We start from the raw sequence: 19,462 nt of genomic DNA, 5'->3' as shown, positions 1-19,462 counted from the left end.
GCCGAGCGCGCTCACCCGAGGATCTCGCCGAGGATCCGCTCGATCTCCGGCCGTGCCGCGTCGGCGTCGACTCGCACGAGGCCGATCCGCGTGCGCCGGTGCAGGATGTCGTCGGCGTCGAGGGCACCCTCGTGCGTGACCGCGAACTCGACTTCGGCGCGGGTGACATCGATGCCGGGGACGATCGGATCCAGGGGACCGGGGAGAACGGCGGCGTCCACCACCGCCGGCGCCTCCCCGCCGAACCGCTGCACGAGCGAAGCCGGCAGCCCCTGCTCGCGCGGACTCCGCAGGGCTCCGACCAGCGGGGTCGTGGTCGTGACACAGTCCCCGGCGGTGAGGTCGGTGGTCGCGAGCGCGGCGTCGACGGCGTCCTGGGCCATGCGCCGGTAGGTGGTGAGCTTGCCGCCGAGGACGTTGACGAGACCATCGCCGCGGACGCCGACGTGGTGCTGCCGCGAGACGTCGGCGAGGGCCTCGGAGTCGCGGCCGCCGCCGCGGGTGTCGACCAACGGTCGCAGACCGGCGAACGTGCCGATGATGTCCGAGCGATCCAACGGCCGTGCGAGAGCGGGATTCACGGCGTCGAGCAGGAAGTCGATCTCGGACTCGTCCGGCATCGGGACGTCGGGGATCGGCCCGGGCGCCGCGACATCGGTGAGGCCGACGTAGACGCGCCCCAGCTGCGCGGGGATCACAAAAACGAACCGGGACACCGAGGTGCCGAGCGGGGTCATCAGCGCGGCGTCGGGGAATCCCAACCGCGCCGCGTCGACGACGAGATGCGTTCCCCGACTGGGATGTACGGCGAGTGCATCATCGATGCCGCCGGACCAGACGCCGGTGGCGTTGACGACCATCCGCGCACCGACGTCGAAGCTCTCACCGGTCAACTGATCGGTGAGGGTGGCCCCGCGGCCGTCCACGCGCTCGGCCCGCACCCGGGTGCAGACGGATGCGCCGTAGCCAGCCGCCGTACGTGCGAGGGCGACGACGAGCCGAGCGTCGTCGACGAGCTGACCGTCGGAGGTGGAGATACCACCGCGCAGACCGTGGGGCGACACCGCCGGGAAGCGGGCGAGGGTCTCCAGCGCCGACACCCGGGTCGGCGGCGGCAACAGCGAGTCGGGGGTACCGGCGTTGCGTCGGAGCACATCTCCCGCGCGGAGGCCCAATCGGATGATCGAGGTCTGCCTGCCGCCACGGTCGGGGATGATCTGGCGGAGGGGAGCGATCAGATGCGGAGCGATGGCGGTCATCAGATGATGACGTTCGACGGCACTTTCGCGCGCGATCCGCAGATCACCCCTGGCCAGGTAACGGAGACCACCGTGGACGAGTTTGCTGCTCCAGCGCGAGGTTCCGGCCGCGAGGTCGTCCTTCTCGACGAGCGCGACGCGCAGGCCACGGGTCGCGGCGTCGAGCGCCACCCCGGCGCCGGTCACACCGCCGCCGATGACCAGCAGATCCAGGGGATCGCCGGACGTCAGACGGTCGAGCGCACGACGACGGGTGTCGGCGGACAGGGTCGCCATCAGACTCGCACCGCGGGACCGACGCTCACGACGTCATCCGTCGACGCCCGCACCGGCCGGACGCAGATACCCGGCCAGCATCTCGTGCAACTCGGTGCTCCAGCCCTCGGCGATGATGTCGGAGACCAGCGCCCCGGACTGGAGGAACGACTGCGCGATCAGCAGCACCATCGCCGCCATCCGTTTGGCGTCACCCGCCCGGACGTGGCGCCGTTCCTGGGCCTGCGACAGCATGTCCGAGAGAATCGCGAGCGCCCCTTGCTGACTCGTACCGAGACGCTCGAAGACGTACGGCGCCATGAAGTCTCGCTGCTCGCGCCACAGCGAGGCGATCAGTTCGTCGTCGCGGAGCGCGCCGACGACCGCGACCACCCGATCGACGAGCGCATCCAGATCGGCGGGTTCGCCTCGTCCGCCGATGGCGTCCTCGACGACCCCCAGGACCTCGCGGGTCAACAGCCCGCGGATGATCTCGTTGATGTCGGGCCACCGGCGGTACACCGTCGGTCGGCTCACGCCTGCTTGTCGGGCCACCTCGGAAACAGTCACCTTGCGTCCGCCGCTACGCAGCAGACAGCTCCGTGCTGCATCCAGAACGAGATCCCCGATCTCCTCGTTACGGATTGCCATGATGTGTAACACTGTAACGGATCACTTGAACGGCGGGGGGCCGACTCATATGACTATCGAACACGCCACACTCGTGGCCAGTCCGTACGCACGGCACGGAACGGGCCTGCGCGTCGCCCACGACGCCGCAGAACTGCTGCGTGCCCGCGGCGTGGAGGTGGAGATCATCGTCGGCGAGGACATCGCCGACGCCGCCGATCTCGCCGGCAAGGCAGCCCGCGGGGACACCGACGTCCTCGTCGTCGTGGGGGGCGACGGCACGGTGCGTCTGACGGTGGAGGCCACGATCGGGTCGGGCAAGCCGCTGGCCGTCATCCCGGCCGGGAGCGGGAACGACTTCGCCCGCAACCTCGGCATCCCACTGGATCCGGCCGACGCCGTCGAGGTCATCCTGGCCGGCCACCGACGACCCATCGACCTCGGCCGGGTCAGCTTCCCGGACGGGCAGACCGCGCTGTTCAGCACGGTCGCCGCCACCGGGTTCGACGCCGCGGTCACCGCGCGGGCCATCGACATGCGCCGACCGCGCGGACAGTCCCGGTACACGATCGCGGCGCTGCTCGAACTACTCGCACTGCGGTCGCGTCACTACCAGGTCCGCGTCGACGACCAGGCCGTCGAATCCGACCTCATCTTCGCCGCGATCGGCAACACCACGTCGTACGGCGGTGGCATGAAGATCACGCCGCAGGCGTCGATCACCGACGGCCGGCTCGACGTTACCCTCGCGCTCACCCCACCGCGGCTGGCACGTTGGACGATTGCGCGTGTCTTCCCGAAGGTGTTCTCGGGCAAGCACATCGACAGCCCGAACGTCCGGACCATGCGCGGCGCAGAGGTCGAGCTGTACTGCGATCCGCCCGCCCTCGTGTCGGTCGACGGTGACCTCGTCGGCGAGCTGCCGGCGGTTTTCGAGGCGGTACCGCACGCGATCGAGGTGTTCGCGCCCGCGAGCTGAAACGCCCGGGGCGTCTCGCAGTCCTCACTGACCGCTGCGCGCCGCCCACCATTCGCGAAGGGCATCCTCGGCTTCGTCGCGGCTGAGCGGTCCACGGTCCAGGCGTAGCTCCTTCAGATGACGCCACGCCTGTCCGACGATCGGGCCGGGCGGCACGCCGAGGAGTTCCATGATCGCGTTGCCGTCGAGGTCGGGCCGGACCTTCTCGAGATCCTCCGCCGCCTGGAGGTCGGCGATCCGCTGCTCGAGACTGTCGTAGTTCTGCTGCAGCCGCCGGGCGCGCCGCTTGTTACGGGTGGTGCAGTCGGCGCGCACCAGCTTGTTCAGCTTGTCGAGCAGGGGACCGGCATCGGTGACGTACCGACGGACGGCCGAGTCGGTCCACGCGCCGTCGCCGTAACCGTGGAAGCGCAGGTGCAGGAAGACCAGCTGCGCCACGTCGGACACCACCGCCTTCGGATACTTCAGCGCCCGCATCCGCTTGCGCACCATCTTCGCGCCCACGACCTCGTGGTGATGGAAGCTGACGCCACCCCCCGGTTCGTGCCGCCGCGTCGCGGGTTTGCCGATGTCGTGCAACAGAGCCGCCCAGCGCAGCACCAGGTCCGGATCGCCGTCCTCGAGATCGATGGCCTGGCGGAGCACTGTCAGTGAGTGCTGGTAGACGTCCTTGTGCTGGTGGTGCTCGTCGATGGTGAGCTTCATGCCGGGCACCTCGGGCAGCACCCGCTCGGCGAGACCGGTCTCGACCATGGCGTCGATCGCCTCGATCGGGAACTCGCCGCAGATCAGTTTGTCCAGCTCGGTACGGATGCGTTCGACGGTGATGCGTTCGATCTCGCCGTTCATGTCGGTGATCGCCTGCCACACGCGCGGCGCGAGCCGGAATCCCAGCTGAGAGACGAACCGCACGGCGCGGAGCATCCGGAGCGGGTCGTCGCCGAAGGACTGTGCAGGCGTGGCGGGGGTGTCGATGACCCCGGCCAGCAGGGCGGTCATCCCGTCGAGCGGGTCCCGGAAGTCCTGGGCGCCCGCCGAGCCGATCCGGACCGCCATCGCGTTGACGGTGAAGTCCCGTCGGATCAGGTCGTCGTCGAGGGTCTTGCCGAACGTGACCTCGGGATTGCGGCTGACCTGGTCATACGAGTCCGCGCGAAACGTCGTGATCTCGATCAGGTGGTCGCCCTTGCGGACCCCGACCGTGCCGAACTCGATGCCGACGTCCCAGAACGCGTCGGCCCAGCCGCGGAGGAGCTGCGACACCGTCTCCGGGCGCGCATCGGTCGTGAAGTCGAGGTCGTTGCCCAGACGCCCGAGAACCGCGTCGCGCACCGAGCCGCCCACCAGGTACAGCTCGTGGCCGGCGGTCTCGAACAGCTTGCCGAGGGGCACGAGGACGTCGTCGAGGTCGCGCAGTGCGATCGCCGCGGCGGCGAGCAGACGGGTGCGCCGTTCCGGGTCCGCCGAGTGCACCTGGTCCGGCTGGGCTGCCCCATTCCGGAATGGCCCAGACGCCGCCGCACCGGACGGGGAAGTGTCGTTCACGGCTTGCCACCCTACCGTCGTGACCCGCGACGACGACGCCGCACAGCTCGTCGGCGACGACTCATACACCCCCGGCGCACTCGCGACACTGCGAATCCACAACCTACGCGCCCTCGGAGGCGTCCGGACAAACTGCAGGTGACCAGCCGCTAGCATCGTGGAGTGTCCACCGATTCCTCGACCAACCCTTCAGACGTCAGCGGCGTCTCGTCGGGTGCGCACGGTGAGGGTGGCGGACAAGGCGAGCAGAATGCCTCCGGCCAGGGGCGTCGTGCCCGGCGCGGCCGACGCCGCCGGGGCCGGCGCAAGTCCGAGAACCGAGGTGCGGCGCCCGCTCACACCCCGACGGCGCACAGTCCGCACGGGCACAAACAGAGCGGTCATGCCCAACCCAAGAACAAGCAGCCGACTCCCGGCCAGGCGGGCTCGCGGCCGGGCCACAAACCCGGCTCGCCCAACCCGGCCTCCGAACCGGCACCCAGCACTCATCACCCGACTCCCAATGACCTCGCCCGCGCCCGGGCCGCCGATCCCGCGTGCCCGGATCCGGTCGAGGCCGAGCCCGTCGACAAGCTCCCGGTCGATCCCGATCGTGCGCGACCCCGCGTCACCCCGCCGAAGCCGTCGGACATGGTCGCCGTCAGCGCCAAGCTGACCAAGACCGGTCTGACCCAGGCCGGCGGCAAGGCGTCGAAGGGTCGACGGCGCACGGCGCGGGCGGACCGTGCGTCCGAACGCCCGGCTGCCGAGCGCGTCCATCCCGACCGCGCGGGCAACGAGAAACTCCGCACCGTGCGCGAGACCTCGGCAGGGGGGCTCGTCATCTCCGACCTCGACCTCCCCGTCGACCAGTTGTCGGCCGCGCTCATCGGTCGCGTCGACCGTCGCGGACGCACCATGTGGTCGCTGCCCAAGGGACACATCGAAACCGGCGAGACCGCCGAGCAGACCGCCATCCGCGAGGTCGAGGAGGAGACCGGGATCCAGGGCACGGTGGTGGCCCCGCTCGGCAAGATCGACTACTGGTTCGTCAGCGAAGGTCGTCGGATCCACAAGACCGTGCATCATTACCTGCTGCGGTGCACGGGCGGCGAGCTGTCCGACGCCGACTACGAGGTGTCCGAGGTGGCCTGGGTGCCGTTACACGAGCTCCCGCGTCGGCTCACGTACTCTGACGAGCGGCGACTCGCCCGGATGGCCCGAGGTGTGATCGCCGAACTCGCCGCCGACCCCACCCGGCTGGCCCAGTCCGAGGCCGACAGCATCCGCACCGAACCCAACGCCTATGAGAAAGCCGCCGCCGCGCGCAACCAGCGCCGCAACGAGCCACCGCCCCCGGTTCGTCCGCGCCGGCGCCGGCGCCGTCCACGACGGCCCGCGGCCGGCGATGGCTGAGCCGCGCCCGTCCGCCGCCGAGCCCCGTTCGTCTCGTTCTCTCGCCTTCTCGCATGCGCTGCGGTCCGGCGCGCTCGCGACTCTGGCCTCCGCCGTGGTCCTGGCCGTTCTCGGTCTGATGGTCCTGTCCGGCGCGGTGGGACCGGCGTCGGCGGCGCCGGAGACGGCCACCAGCGATTCCGACGCCGGGTCCGGCGCGTCGGACCGGTCACCGAGCCGCTTCGCCCGCATCGTCATCGATTCGATGACCCCGAACATCGTGACCACGACCAGCCGGCCGGTGGTCACCGTCAGCGGACGCGTCGACAACGTCGGCGACCGGTCCATCACCGACCTGACCATCCGGCTCGAGCGCGGCGATCCGGTGGCGTCGGCCGCGGGCCTGCGCACCGACCTCGCCGACGACGATCCGGCCGTCGCCGTGGCCGGCCCCTTCGAGGCGCTGTCCGACTCGCTCGCCCCCGGCGAGAGCGTCGGCTTCCGCATGTCGATGGCACTCTCGGCCAACAACGGTCCCGACGGCCAGGGCCTGGCCATCTCCCAGCCCGGCGTGTACCCGATGCAGGTCAACGTCAACGGCACCCCCGAGTACGGCAACACCGCGCAGGTCGCGGGATCGCGGATGCTGCTGCCGGTCTTGTCCCTACCGCCCGACGACACCCGGGCCGCCGGTTACGTCGACCCGTCCACCGAGTACTCCGACGCCGACCCGGTCGTCGGGCTCGGGCCGGACGGGTCGGTGTCGGCGAACCTGTCCAGCCCGGCACGCATGACGATGGTGTGGCCGTTGGCCGCCCCGCCGCAGCTCGCGCCGGGTGTGCTGGGCGGCAACACCGAACCGGTCCGGTTGATCAACGAGAACATGGCGCGGTCGCTCGCCGACGGCGGCAGACTCGCCGAGCTACTCGCCGCGCTGCAGCGGGTCGTCGGGGAACCTCCACCTGCACAATCTGATTCGGCGGCATCGGACACCCCGCCATCCGAGACACCGGAGAACCCGGAACCGAGCGCACTGCCCGGTTCGGAGAAGCTCGCCGACAGCATGTGCCTGGCGATCGACCCCGACCTCGTCGTCACGGTGCGCGCGATGTCGCTGGGGTACGAGGTGTCCGACAATCCCGCCGATCCGCGGTCGACGACCCGGCCCGGTAACGGCGCGCAGGCCGCCGGTCGCTGGCTCGCCAGCCTGCGATGGATCGCGCAGCGGATGTGTGTGGTGGCCCTGCCGTACGCGCAGGCCGACCTGACCTCCCTGACTCGGATCGGCAACACCGGCCTCACCGAGGCCGCGCTGCGGTCACCGGCGGACATCATCGACACCGTGCTCGGCGTCCGGAGCGTGCGCGGTCTCTCGATCCCCGCCCTGGGGGCGATCGACGCCGACGGCGCCGCCGCCCTCACCGAGGCCGAGGTGACCGCGACCGCGGTGTCGTCGAACTCCGTCGCGCCGGTCGGTCGCCGCGACGCCGCCGGCCGCTACCGGATCGGTGACCTCGCCGCCCAGACCTACGACGCACCTGTGACCGCCTCGTTCGCCGCGCTCGGTACGGCGCCGTCCACCCCCGCTCTGACGCCTCCGAGTCAGCGCGTCGACCTGTCCGACGAGTCCGAGGGAAGCAGGCGCCAGAGCGCGATCGGTGCCCTCGCCTATCCCGCGATCGCCGCGCCGGAACCCGGTCCGACCGCACCCGGGGCACGCCCGTCGCCCGACCCGGTCGTCGGCAGATCGGCGTTCCTGATGCCCCCGACGTACTGGTCGCCCACGTCCGCCGACGCCGAGGCCCTGTTCACCACCGCACGGCTGCTCCTCGAATCGGGTGCCGCGACACCGGCTCCGCTGTCGACGCTGGCCGCCGACCTCGGTTCCGCGCCCGAGCAGGCGCGGCTGATCGACCCGCCCGGGGTCGGTCCGGTGGGCGAGGTGGGCTCGGTGCTGACGAGCGACGCGACCGGATCGATACGACGCAATGTCGAGGACAGCTGGCAATTCGAGGGCGCCCTGGTGCGCTCGGCGGATGTCGCCGCCACCCCCGAGCGGTACATGTCGCCGCTGCGCGAGGACCAGCTCCGGGCGATCCGCTCCCCGGATGCCCAGGGGTCGGCCGTCTACACCCACCTGCGGCGCGCGCAGACCGAACGCATCGACGCCGTCGCGTCGACCCTGTACCGGATGTCGCAGTCGGTCACCATCCTCGATCCCGGCGGTCGTTACACGCTGGCCTCCGAGCGGAGTCCGCTGCTGCTGGTCGTGAGCAACGACCTCGCGCTCCCGGTGCGTGCCCGGATCACCACATCCGAGCCGGCGGGCATCGAGATCGGCGACCTCGGGGTGATCGAGATCCCGGCGCGCGGCACCCGGCAGATCCAGCTGCCCACCCAGGGCGACGCCTCCGAGGCGATCAGTGTGCAGATCCGGTTGTCGACGGTCACCGGCGTGCCACTGGGCCAGCCGATCAGCCTGTCGGTGCACACCAACGCGTACGGCAAGCCGCTGTTCTACATCACGATCATCGCCGCGGCGGCGCTCGTCCTGCTCACCGCGCGTCGCCTCTGGCATCGTTTCCGCGGCCAGCCCGATCCCGCCGACGCCGACCGTCCCGAACCCGACGAACTCGAGCGAATGCTTGCCGGAAGCGGGTATCAGGAACGACGCCGTACCCTGCAGAGCGAGGGTCGGACGTACGGCGAGGAACCGGGCGATGACCCTCCATGACCGACATCAGACGACCCGAGGACGGCGGCCCTAGCGACGTGACCTGGAACGATGAGCCGCGTGCACCGCGGTCGGGGACACCCGGCCCGGTGCCGCCCCAGCGTCCCGAGCGCGCCGCACCCCGGCGGATTCCGCCGAACCGGGTTCCGGGTGGCCGGGTGCCTCCGACGCGGATCCCGCCCGGGTCCCCGGATCCGGGACCCACCGCGCCACGGCCTGCCGCACCAGGATCGCCCGACGCGCGGTCTGCGGCCCCACGACCCGCGCCGCCGCGACCGGGCGGGCGGGCACCCTCGGCCCCGCGTCCGCCCGCGCCATCGGCACCTACTCCACCGGCACCCACGCCGGCCCGGCCGGACGTGTCACCGGCCCAGAACAACACGCGGGTCATGACCGCGTCCGACCCCCGCCGACCGTCGAACGGTCCGGTGGCCGCCGGCGCGGTGTCCGTCCAGAAGGCACCCGACGAGAAGGCGCCCGAGGGGAAGGCGTCCGACGGGAAAGCGTCGTCGACCGGTCTGGCGCGGGACTCGGACTCGAGCATCCTGCGCACCAGCGGGTCGATCGCGATCGCCACCCTGTTCAGTCGCATCACCGGCTTCCTGCGGACCGTGCTCATCCTCGCGATGCTCGGCCCTGCCATCGCCTCGGCGTTCCAGGCGGCCGACGTGCTGCCGAACATGATCGCCGAGGTCGTCCTCGGCGCCGTGCTGACCGCGATCGTCATCCCGCTGCTCGCCCGGGCCGAGGCCGAGGACGACGACGGCGGCGAGGGTTTCATCAACCGGATCTTCACCATCACCGTCGTCGTCCTCGGGACCGCGACGGTCGTGGCGGTGATCGCGGCGCCGCTGCTCACCTATCTGAACCTGGGGGACGGGCAGGTCAATCGCGAGCTGTCGACCGCGCTCGCCTACCTGCTGCTGCCGGAGATCCTGTTCTACGGCCTGTCCGCGTTGTTCATCGCGATCCTCAACCTGCGCGGCTACTTCAAGCCGGGTGCGTGGGCGCCCGTACTGAACAACGTCGTGCAGATCACCACTCTCGTGCTCTACGCGGTGGTGCCCGGCGAGATCACCCTCAACCCCGTCCGGATGTCCGATCCGCAGCTCCTGGTGCTCGGCATCGGTTGCACGACCGGTGTCGTGCTCCAGGCGCTGATACTGGTGCCGTTCCTCCGCAAGTCGGGGGTGCGGCTGCGCCTGCAGTGGGGGATCGACGCGCGCCTGCGCCAGTTCGGGAACATGGCCGTCGCGATCGTCGCGTATGTGGCGCTGCTCCAGGTCGGCCTGATCGTCACCTACCGGATCGCATCGTCGGCCGACGCGTCGGGCGTCAGCATCTACTTCACCCACTGGCAGTTGTTGCAGCTTCCGTACGGCGTGCTGGGCGTGACCATCCTGACCGCGATCATGCCGCGACTGTCGCGCAACGCCACCGCCGACGACACCAAGGCGGTCGTCGACGATCTGTCCCTGGCGACGCGACTGACGATGGTCGCCCTCGTCCCGGTCGTGTCGTTCATGACGTTCTTCGGACCGGCCATCGCCATCGCCGTCTTCAACTTCGGCAAGTTCGACGCCGCCTCCGCGTCGCAGCTGGGTTCGGTGCTGTCGTGGGGTGCGTTCACCCTCATCCCGTACTCGATGACCCTCGTCCAGCTGCGCGTGTTCTACGCCCGCGAGGACGCGTGGACCCCGACGTTCATCGCGCTGGGCATCACCGTGGTGAAGGTGGTGTCGTCGTACCTGGGGCCGGTGCTCTTCGACGATCCCGAACTCGTCGTGCGCTGGCTCGCGCTGTCCAACGGGTTGGGCTATCTGGTCGGTGCCGTCGTCGGGCACTTCCTGCTCCGCAGCCGTCTTCGCGGGGCCCGGCTCTCGGATGTGGCACGCACGTCCGTCGTGACCCTGGCTGTCTCGATCGGGGTCTCCGCCACCGTGTGGGCAGTCGCGAAACTCACCGGCCTCGACGACATGATCGGCTGGCTGGGCAAGGTGGGGTCGGTCCTCTACCTCGGGCTGACCGCCGCGGTGGTGCTCGCGGTGACCTACGCCGGTCTCGCCGCGGCCCGCGTACCGGATGTCGTCGCGATCGGGCTGGCCGTACGCCGTCTGCTCGGCCGGTTCATCCCGGCGCTCGCCCCGCCGCCGCAGCCCGAACGTGAACAGTCACCGGCGATCACAGTTCAGTTTCCGCGCGTCACAGGCGACGAATCGCTCCCGTACTCTGGTCAGGTACAGGTGCTGCGCCGCTTCGACAGAGGTACCGCGACGTGGCAGTCGTACTCCGTACACTCCGGTGGCGCGATCGGCGCGACCCGGGATGTGCGCCCCATCCCCGAACGCGCGCCGGTACCGCGCGACATCAGATACCGCAGGAGAGGAGTCCGTCGCGTGAGTGACAGTGAGGTCGACACCACTGCTGCCACCGGGCCGCCCGCCGCGCCCAGAGCCGGCGACGCACCCACTCCACCGACCCCGACTCCCGCCGCCGAGACCGGTGCGGCCGACAGCGCGGCGAGCCCACGCCGGCGCGGACCACGCCTCATCCCCGGTGCTGCGGTCGCCGGCGGCCGGTACCGACTGCTCGAGCAGCACGGCGGCACCCGCGGTCTGCAGTTCTGGCGGGCCCAGGACATCAACCTCGACCGTGAGGTCGCGCTGACCTTCGTCGACGCCGAGCAGCTCGCACCGCCGCCCGAGCGTGGTCAGGCCGCCAAGATGTCCGATCAGGGACCGCAGGCCGTGCTGTCGCGCACCCTGCGCCTGGGCCAGATCAACTCCGACGGGGTGGCACGGGTCCTCGACGTCGTCCGCGGATCGTCGGGCGGCATCGTCGTCGCCGAATGGGTGCCCGGATCGTCCCTGGCGGATGTCGCCGGGTCGGGACCGTCGCCGATCGGCGCCGCGCGGGCGGTGCGTTCACTCGCCGCGGCCGCCGAGATCGCCCACCGCTCCGGTGGCGCGCTGTCCATCGACCATCCCGACCGCATCCGCATCAGCCACGACGGCAATGCCGTGCTGGCGTTCCCCGGCACCCTCGCCGGGGACGACAAGGCGTCCGATGTTCGCGGCCTCGGTGCCGTGCTGTACGCGCTCCTGCTCAACCGCTGGGCGCTCGATCCCGCGGACGGGTCCCGGCTGATCACCACCGCCGACTCCACCGAGCCCGTGGGTGGGATCCCCGTGGCCACGCCCGGTGAGGACGGACAACCGGTCGAGCCGCGGCTCAGCAAGCCCGACATCCCGTTCGAGATCTCGGCGGTCGCGGCGCGCGCGCTCGACGGTTCCCGCGGGATCCGTACCGCGGCCACGGTCCAGCACGTCCTCGATCAGGCCACGGTCGTCGATCTGAACACCGACATGTTGCCGGCCATCACCGACGCCGACGCCCCGCCGCCGGTGAGCGTGGCGCCCCGACTGGGTGCCGGCGGCGACGAGAAGCCACCGCGCCGCAACCTGGCGTTGCTCATCGGCGCCGGACTCCTCGCGCTGTTCATCGTCATCGCGCTGATCGTGGGTGCCACCAACATCTTCGGCGGCAGCAGCGGCTCGAGCGACATCGACTCGATCCTCACCACGACCGAGCCCTCGCCTCCGCCCGGCGCCCAGCCGCCGCCGACGCCCGCGGCCCCGGCGGCCTTGCAACCCATTGCGCTGCAGTCGGTCTCGGTCGTCGACTTCTCCGCGCAGACACCGGACAACTCGGCGAACGTTCGCAACGTGATCACCGGCGCCGCCCCGCCGTGGCAGACCGACAACTATCGCGGGCGTCCGGACTTCGGCGGGCTCAAGCCGGGGCTGGGCCTCATGTTCGACCTCGGAGCGGAACGCCTGGTGCGGTCGGTCACCATCGAGAGTCCGACGCCCGGGATCAGCGTCGAGATCCGTACGTCGCCGTCGGCGCGTCCGGCGTTCGCCCGGACGACGACGGTGGCGTCGGGTCAGGTGGACCAGGCGTCCACCACGATTCCGATCGCCCAGCCGCCGACCACCCGCTACGTCATGGTCTGGCTCACGAGCCTGCCGAGTTCGGGAAGCGGCTATCAGGCCGAGATCTCGCGCGTCACGATGGCCGGCTGACGCACCGGTCGAGCACCTGACCGCGCCCCGCGATTATCGGCGCGTGCAACTCGAGGTCCGAGTTACGACCAACGAGTATGAACGACGACGGCACTCGCGTACGAGCGGGTCATGACGCAGATCCATCGGCGCGGTCTCCTGTACCGCTGCCCTCGACACCAGTGTCGAAATCCGCAGACACCGCGAGTGCGAAGAGCGCTCGACTGCCCGAACTCCGGCTCGAACACCTGGTCCGAGAGGCGACACGCCTGTTTCAGGAGTTCGGCTACCGCAACGTGAGCATGGAACAGATCGGTGCGACGGTCGGACTGACCGGGCCTGCGTTGTACCGACATTTCCCGTCCAAGCAGGACATCCTCGCGCAGGCGTTGACCGCGCAGGTGCGGACCGTCAGCCGGTTCATGGCCGATGCGCAGGAGCGCGGTGGCACTCCCGAGGAGCAAATCGGGTTGTTCTTCGACGCATTGGGTGACATGACCGCGCATCGAGATGTCTCCATCCTCTGGAACCGCGAACGATTGCACCTGGAGCGATCGGGCCTGTCCGAGTTGAATCGCTCCTTCGGGGGACTCGTGGACACGCTGGCGGCGAAGATCAGCGCCGCCCGACCCGCGGTCGACCCGGCGGGCGCGGAACTACTCGCGACCGCTGTCCTCAGTGTGTACTCGAGCACGGCCCGGATGCGTGGCTCACTGTCGGCCAAGCGGCTCATGCAGGTCCAGCGAGCGCTCACGGACTCGATTCTCGACTGTGACCTGGCCACGGCTCCGGTTGTGGTGGGGACAGATGACGCACGATCACGTCGAAGTCCGATCGCCCGACGCGAACGAATCCTCGACGTCGCGACCGAGTTGTTCTTCGTACGCGGCTTCCGGAACGTTCGTATCGACGAGATCGCCGCCCACGCGGGCGTCTCGGTGGCGACCGTCTATCACGAGCACGCAGGGAAGACGGAGATCTTGTGGACGGTCATCCGTCGAGGCATCGAAGGCTTGTTGGGGACGTCGATCGCGGCACTCGACGGAGCCTCCGCCGGTGACACGCTCCACGTGCTCCTGCGCGTGTTCGTCGACTACTCGCTGGGCCCCAATGGGCGGGTGCTGGCCGTGGCAGTTCGGGACGCGGTGTATCTACCGGAAGCCGACCAGATCTCTCGGCCGCATCACCTCGGACTACTCCGCCGAGTGGACCACTGCCATCCGCGTGCGTACGCCCAGCCTGTCACAGGCCGATGCCAAGGCTCTGGAGCAGGCTCTGGCCGGGTTCGCCGGCCACGTGATCTCGTCCCCCGAGCTCCGCTCTCGGCCCGGCATCGACGGGCAATTGAGGAAACTGGCATACGCCATCCTGATACCGCGCGCTCGTATCTGACCGTGACGGTTCCCTCGGCCGCCCCGCGGTACTCACGCGACCGCCTGACACGCGAGAAGCGTAGGACCGACCCCGGGGCCTCGGGCGCTGCGCCGTTCTCGGGGCGACGGTGGTGGCAGCAGGGCTCGGATGCCTGTTCGCGGCAGGCTCAGATGCACGAACCAGATTGAGTGAGTTGAGGTCTGGCTCATGAGCTTCGTGATCAGCCCGGCGGTGCTCGGCATCCAGACCGCGCTCATCTCACTCGTCACGACGATCGGCACGGTGACCGCATATGGCGCCCGACCGACCTCGCCCTTGAGGTCGCTCCGTCAGATGCGTTCCGAGGATGCGCCAGTCGTCCCCGCCACCTGCTCTCCGACCAGGTCGCGTGGCGTCCATCCCGGCGGCCCGAAGACGTAGCCGAGGCGGGCGCGCCACGTCGACGCACCGCGCACATCCCGCGCGATCGCCGCATATTCGTGCGTCTGCAGTCGCAGGATGTTGTATGTGTCCACCGGTTTGGTCAGGCCGTAACGGGGCCGGCGGATCTCCGGTGCGAACGTGCCGAACATCCGGTCCCACAGGATGAAGACCCCGCCGTAGTTGCGGTCGAGGTACTCGGGGTCGCAGCCGTGGTGCACCCGATGATGCGACGGTGTGTTGAGCACGAATTCGACGGGTGCCCACAGTTTTCCGATCCGTTCGGTGTGAATCCAGAACTGGTAGATGAGATTCAGCGAGTAGGCGGCGAACACCAGGGCGGGCGGGATGCCTAGGAGCGGTAGGGGGATCCACATCAGCACCGCGGCGCTGATGTTCCACTTCTGCCGCAGCGCCGTCGCGAAGTTGAAGTACTCGCTGGAGTGATGGGCCTGATGGGTCGCCCACACCAGGCGGACCCGATGCGAGACGCGATGACTCCAGTAGAAGAGGAGGTCCACGCCCAGGAAGGCGATCATCCACGTGTACCACTCGTCCGCGGGAAGCTGCCACGGGGCGACATAGGCGAACAGCACGCTGTACAGCAGGAGTCCGAGGAATTTCCAGAAGGCGCTGGTCGCGATCGACACCAGTCCCATCGAGACGCTCGAACGCGCGTCCCGCGAGTCGTAGGCGCCCGGCGGCGCTGTCTCGGTGTCATCGTGCTCGAGTTTGGCCGCGGCGAACCACTCGATGGCCAGCAGGGTGACGAAGAACGGGATCGCGAGCACGGTCGGCTCACTCATCGGCTCCGGCAAGAGCTCCAGCACGATTGTCCCCTCACAGCGATATCTGACACGATGCCATGTCACTTACTTCTGACAAGGTAACGTGTCAGAAGATCTGCTGTAAAGACCCGGGAGGGAGTTCGCGTGACAGCCGTGCCGGACCCGAGCCCGTCGACGCCGACCCCGCCCGGACGACGCTATGGCGGAGCCGACCCGACGCAGCGGCGCGAACGCCGTCGCGCCGCCCTGATCGAGGCCGGGCTCGACGCCTTCGGAACCGACGGATACGCGAACGTGTCGGTGAAGGGGATCTGCGACCTCGCCGGACTGACGCAGCGATACTTCTACGAGTCCTTCACCGACCGCGCCGCCCTGCTCGTCGCCGTGTACGACGACTGCGTCGACTTCGTCCGGGCGGCGACCGTCGATGCCGCAGCGGAGATCGCCGGCGCCGCCCCCGGATCATCGGACTCGGCGGAAGGCGTTGCCGCCGAGCGTGTTCCGGAGGTCACACGAGCGGCTCTCGGGGCGTTCATGTCCTGCCTCGCCGACGATCCCCGGCGCGCGCGTGTGATGCTCGTCGAAGTGGTGGGTGTGTCCCCGGAGATCGAGCGGGTCCGCATGCGCGCGATCCACGACTGGGCCGCGCTCATCCTGGCACTCGCTCGTGGCTCGCGACCGACGTCGGACCGCGAACGGCTGGCGTCGGTGGGCCTGGTCGGAGCAGTCACCCAGCTTCTCGTCGACTGGTACGTCGCCGGTGCGGGGGAGGCCGACGCGGAACGCTATGCGCTCGACGAGATCCTCGACGTCTGTGTGGAGCTCTTCGCCGCCGCCTATGGCCGGCTTCTGACCTGACCCTTCGAGGCTGCTCCCATATCCGCAAGAACTACAGAACCGCTGCTGTGTGGGGTCAAAACGGTGCCCTCCCTCTGCTCCCTGATCCGAAAGAACGCCCTGCCCCCTGCTCTCTCAGCTGAGGAGCGCCCGGAGCTTGCGGAGGGCGCGTCACGGTCTTCGCAACCCGACTCCCAGGACCCTTCGTGACGGCCTCCGCAAGCTCCGGCCTCCTCAGTCTCAGGGAGCAGTGGTTGGGCTTGCTCGAACACAACGGGTTCCTTCGTAGTCCACGACGGCCGCCAGGCCGCAGATACTGAGGTGCGAGGAGCGCAAGCGACGATCCACGAAGGGTTGATGCGCTCGCGGTTGTCGTTCGTTCGGATCGGGGAGCAAGGGCGTGCCGAAAACGCTCCTGAACCCCGCGGCCGGCGTGTAAGTTCTCCTGCAACTGCGCTGCAACCGTCGGACAAGGGTCCGGGAGGTGTCCGGTGAGCACTGCCGAAGAACGTGCGAGACAACTCGAACTCGTTGCGCGACTTAAGTCCTCGTATCCCGAGCTGCCGGATGCCCCGACGCCCGATCTCCTCGACCACGATCGATTCGTCGCTTACATGAAGCCGGTGCACGACGTCGGGGGTGAGCCCGACGCACCGATCACCTACGAGGGCAAGGCGTACGAAGAATGGGAGCACATGACCTATGTCATGTGTGAGGTGCTCGCCTGGCGCGGAATCTGGTTGTCCGAAGAGCGGCGTCGGATCGGCAACGTCGACGTCGGTCGCGCGGTCTACCTCGGAATCCCGTACTACGGACGCTGGTTGCTGGCGGTCGCCAGAATTCTCGTCGAGAAGCACCACATCGCGCTCGGCGAGCTCAGTGAACGCATGCTCGAGGTCCGGGAGCGATACGCGGGCGGCCTGGACGGCCGGCGTCTCGAGGCCCGCCCGCGCAGCGTCGGAGACGGATCCGACGTCCCGCGGAACACACACCACCGGCACGCCATCGGAATCGGCGACCCGCAGATCTACGCCGGGCGGGCGGGCGACGCCGCATTCGGCATCGGGGACCGGGTCCGGGTCCGCGAGCTGCCCGTCCTGTTGTACACGCGGACACCGGAATACGTCCGGGGCGCGGTCGGCGAGGTCGCGGCCGTCGCCTACGAGAGCCCAGCGCCCGAGGACGAGACCTGGGGTCTCTCTGACGCCCAACCGGAGTGGTTCTACGTGGTCCGGTTCACCATGGGCGACCTCTGGCACGGCTACACCGGGCCCGCCGACGACACCCTGCAGACCGAGATCCCCGAACGCTGGCTCGAATCCGCCGGCGGAGAGGACGACCGCTGGTGAGCGACGATCACCACGACCACGACCACGACCGGACGGTCAAGCCGATGGTCGACGAGATCACCGACTTCGAGGTACTCGAGATCGCGCTGCGTGAGCTGTGCATCGAAAAGGGACTCTTCACCGCCGAGGAGCACCGCCGCTTCACCGAGTTCGCCGAACAGATCGGGCCGACGCCCGCGGCGACGCTCGTCGCCCGGGCCTGGCTCGACCCCGAATTCGAGCGGTTGGCACTCGACGACTCGATGGCCGCCAGCAAGGAGGTCGGCGTCGACTGGCTCGAACCGACCGGTTTCGGAACACCCAGCGATTTCACGGCTTTCGAGATCCTCGCCGACACCCCCACGATCCATCACGTGATCGTGTGTGCGCTGTGCTCGTGCTATCCGCGCCCGATCCTGGGGAACTCGCCCGAGTGGTACCGAACGCCGAACTACCGTCGCCGGATGGTGCGGTGGCCGCGACAGGTGCTGTCCGAGTTCGGACTCCAGCTCCCGGAGGGTGTCTCCGTACGCGTGCAGGACTCCAATCAGAAGCACCGCTTCATGGTGATGCCGCGGCGCCCGGCAGGCACCGACGGATGGACCGAGCAGCAGCTGTCGGAGATCATCACCCGCGACTGCCTCATCGGAGTCGCGCTCCCCAGACCGGGGGTCACCACCAACGTCGTCTCGGCCATCCGTCCGGCCGTCCACCCGGCGGGGGAGTAGCCGATGACCGAGGACGGACGCACCGGATCATCCCACGGACCACTCGAGGAGATCGTCGACCGGAACCAGGTGTGGCACCGAATGGCCGCGAAATACGGTGTGGAGAACCCTGTTCCACCGTGGAAGACGAGCCTCGACGGTCTCTGCGATGCGCTCGACCGGGTCGCCGACTCCACCGCGGTGAACGCGGGCGCCCCCGGCGTCGTCGAACGACGCGACGAGGAGGACCGGCTGTCGGCGACCATCTACGCCGACCTGCCCTACCCCGAGAACCAACTGGTCGCCCTGGCACACACTCTGCTCGACCGCGGGGTCATCGACGAGAGTGAGTTGCGGACGCGGATGGCTGCGGTGCGCGCCCGCCTGGAGTCCTGACCGGCCGGCCTGAGGACAAATTCGTCAACCGGCGACAGCTGTGCACAGCCGTCGCTCCAACGGATGACGCGGTGTCGGCTCCACTACTCTCAGCCCATGCCCGGGGGGAACGACGCGATCGACACGCGTAGCGACGAGCAGCTTCTGCACGCTCACCTCGCCGGCGACCCACACGCCTTCTCCGATCTCATCAGCCGCCATCTCGATTACCTGTGGTCGGTGGCGCTGCGGACCAGCCAGAATCCGGAGGATGCCGCAGACGCGTTGCAGGACGCCCTCTTCGCCGCGCATCGGACCGCACACGACTTCCGGTCCGATGCCAAGGTGACGAGTTGGCTGCACCGGATCGTCGTGAACGCCGGCCTCGATCGCATCCGACGGAACAAGGTCCGCAGAACCGTGCCGCTGCCGGAATGGGACGTGGTCTCCATCGCCGACACCACCGACGACATCGCCGCCGTCGACCTGTCGGTGTCGATCGGGCGAGCGCTGCACGTCCTCCCCGAAGGGCAACGGGCGGCCATCGTCGCCGTCGACATCGAGGGTTACACGGTCGCCGAAGCGGCCGAGATCCTCGGTGTCGCCGAGGGCACGATCAAGAGTCGATGCGCTCGCGGCCGCCTCAAACTCGCCCAGGTCCTCGGACATCTGCGGAGCGGCTGACCCGCCATCACCCCGACTGGTCCATACCGTTCCCGACAGATCGCGGCCGGGGGGAACCGAACCGGGGCGGGCCGCGTCCAAGTATTCGACGGATCGCGACCAGGAGACC

At 69.4% G+C, this 19,462-nt stretch carries 14 protein-coding genes; 10 read left to right on the top strand and 4 right to left on the bottom strand.

Features of this window, described 5'->3' with window-relative positions; genetic code table 11:
• Window positions 1-11: 11 nt before the first annotated feature.
• Both B1818_RS21175 and B1818_RS21170 read right to left on the bottom strand, forming a co-directional pair.
• Window positions 12-1,535, bottom strand: coding sequence for a glycerol-3-phosphate dehydrogenase/oxidase (locus tag B1818_RS21175; RefSeq protein ID WP_078113889.1), 1,524 nt, complete (start codon window positions 1,533-1,535; stop codon window positions 12-14).
• A 33-nt stretch (window positions 1,536-1,568) separates the two neighbouring features.
• Window positions 1,569-2,165 carry a TetR/AcrR family transcriptional regulator gene (locus B1818_RS21170; protein ID WP_065630859.1) on the bottom strand — a complete coding sequence of 199 codons (597 nt, stop codon included), beginning with the start codon at window positions 2,163-2,165 and terminating at the stop codon, window positions 1,569-1,571.
• 49 nt (window positions 2,166-2,214) lie between these two features.
• Between B1818_RS21170 and B1818_RS21165 the strand changes: the two genes are divergently transcribed.
• A complete protein-coding gene (locus tag B1818_RS21165) occupies window positions 2,215-3,123 on the top strand; it encodes a diacylglycerol kinase family protein (protein WP_078113888.1) in 909 nt (302 codons plus the stop codon).
• Window positions 3,124-3,147: 24 nt separating this feature from the next.
• Here the strand turns inward: B1818_RS21165 and B1818_RS21160 are convergent, their stop codons facing one another.
• Window positions 3,148-4,596 carry a CCA tRNA nucleotidyltransferase gene (locus B1818_RS21160; protein ID WP_058253767.1) on the bottom strand — a complete coding sequence of 483 codons (1,449 nt, stop codon included), beginning with the start codon at window positions 4,594-4,596 and terminating at the stop codon, window positions 3,148-3,150.
• Window positions 4,597-4,830: 234 nt separating this feature from the next.
• Between B1818_RS21160 and B1818_RS21155 the strand changes: the two genes are divergently transcribed.
• From B1818_RS21155 to B1818_RS21140, 4 genes are all read left to right on the top strand, one after another.
• The gene (locus B1818_RS21155) at window positions 4,831-6,063 is read left to right on the top strand and encodes an NUDIX hydrolase (RefSeq protein ID WP_058253768.1); all 1,233 of its coding nucleotides are present in this window, start codon (window positions 4,831-4,833) and stop codon (window positions 6,061-6,063) included.
• 118 nt (window positions 6,064-6,181) lie between these two features.
• Window positions 6,182-8,776, top strand: a complete 2,595-nt coding sequence (locus B1818_RS21150) for a DUF6049 family protein (protein WP_078113909.1) — start codon at window positions 6,182-6,184, stop codon at window positions 8,774-8,776.
• A gap of 389 nt (window positions 8,777-9,165) precedes the next feature.
• Window positions 9,166-12,861 (top strand): murein biosynthesis integral membrane protein MurJ, encoded by a 3,696-nt coding sequence (locus tag B1818_RS21145; protein ID WP_078113908.1) that lies wholly within the window; start codon window positions 9,166-9,168, stop codon window positions 12,859-12,861.
• Window positions 12,862-13,022: 161 nt separating this feature from the next.
• Window positions 13,023-14,402, top strand: coding sequence for a TetR/AcrR family transcriptional regulator (locus tag B1818_RS21140; protein WP_176455965.1), 1,380 nt, complete (start codon window positions 13,023-13,025; stop codon window positions 14,400-14,402).
• Between the two features lie 141 nt (window positions 14,403-14,543).
• Here B1818_RS21140 and B1818_RS21135 read toward each other — a convergent pair whose 3' ends face one another.
• Window positions 14,544-15,464 carry a sterol desaturase family protein gene (locus tag B1818_RS21135; RefSeq protein WP_078113887.1) on the bottom strand — a complete coding sequence of 307 codons (921 nt, stop codon included), beginning with the start codon at window positions 15,462-15,464 and terminating at the stop codon, window positions 14,544-14,546.
• 102 nt (window positions 15,465-15,566) lie between these two features.
• Here B1818_RS21135 and B1818_RS21130 point away from each other — a divergent pair, with 102 nt between their 5' ends.
• The 5 genes from B1818_RS21130 (at window position 15,567) to sigM (ending at window position 19,353) form a co-directional block, all read left to right on the top strand.
• The gene (locus B1818_RS21130) at window positions 15,567-16,280 is read left to right on the top strand and encodes a TetR/AcrR family transcriptional regulator (protein WP_078113886.1); all 714 of its coding nucleotides are present in this window, start codon (window positions 15,567-15,569) and stop codon (window positions 16,278-16,280) included.
• A gap of 470 nt (window positions 16,281-16,750) precedes the next feature.
• Window positions 16,751-17,608, top strand: a complete 858-nt coding sequence (locus tag B1818_RS21125; protein ID WP_078113885.1) for an SH3-like domain-containing protein — start codon at window positions 16,751-16,753, stop codon at window positions 17,606-17,608.
• Window positions 17,605-18,315, top strand: coding sequence for a thiocyanate hydrolase subunit gamma (gene scnC / locus B1818_RS21120; protein ID WP_078113884.1), 711 nt, complete (start codon window positions 17,605-17,607; stop codon window positions 18,313-18,315). Before B1818_RS21125 ends, scnC begins: the two co-directional genes overlap by 4 nt.
• Window positions 18,316-18,318: 3 nt before the next feature.
• Entirely contained in the window at window positions 18,319-18,690 is a 372-nt protein-coding gene (locus B1818_RS21115) for a hypothetical protein (protein WP_058252980.1), read from the top strand.
• A 96-nt stretch (window positions 18,691-18,786) separates the two neighbouring features.
• Window positions 18,787-19,353, top strand: a complete 567-nt coding sequence (gene sigM, locus B1818_RS21110) for an RNA polymerase sigma factor SigM (RefSeq protein WP_058252981.1) — start codon at window positions 18,787-18,789, stop codon at window positions 19,351-19,353.
• Window positions 19,354-19,462 lie beyond the last annotated feature (109 nt).

Origin of the sequence: Gordonia sp. IITR100 (genome assembly GCF_002009645.1) — a bacterium.
In the GTDB taxonomy this organism is placed as follows: Bacteria; Actinomycetota; Actinomycetes; order Mycobacteriales; family Mycobacteriaceae; genus Gordonia; species Gordonia hongkongensis.
This window is presented reverse-complemented; position numbering and strand designations above follow the sequence as displayed.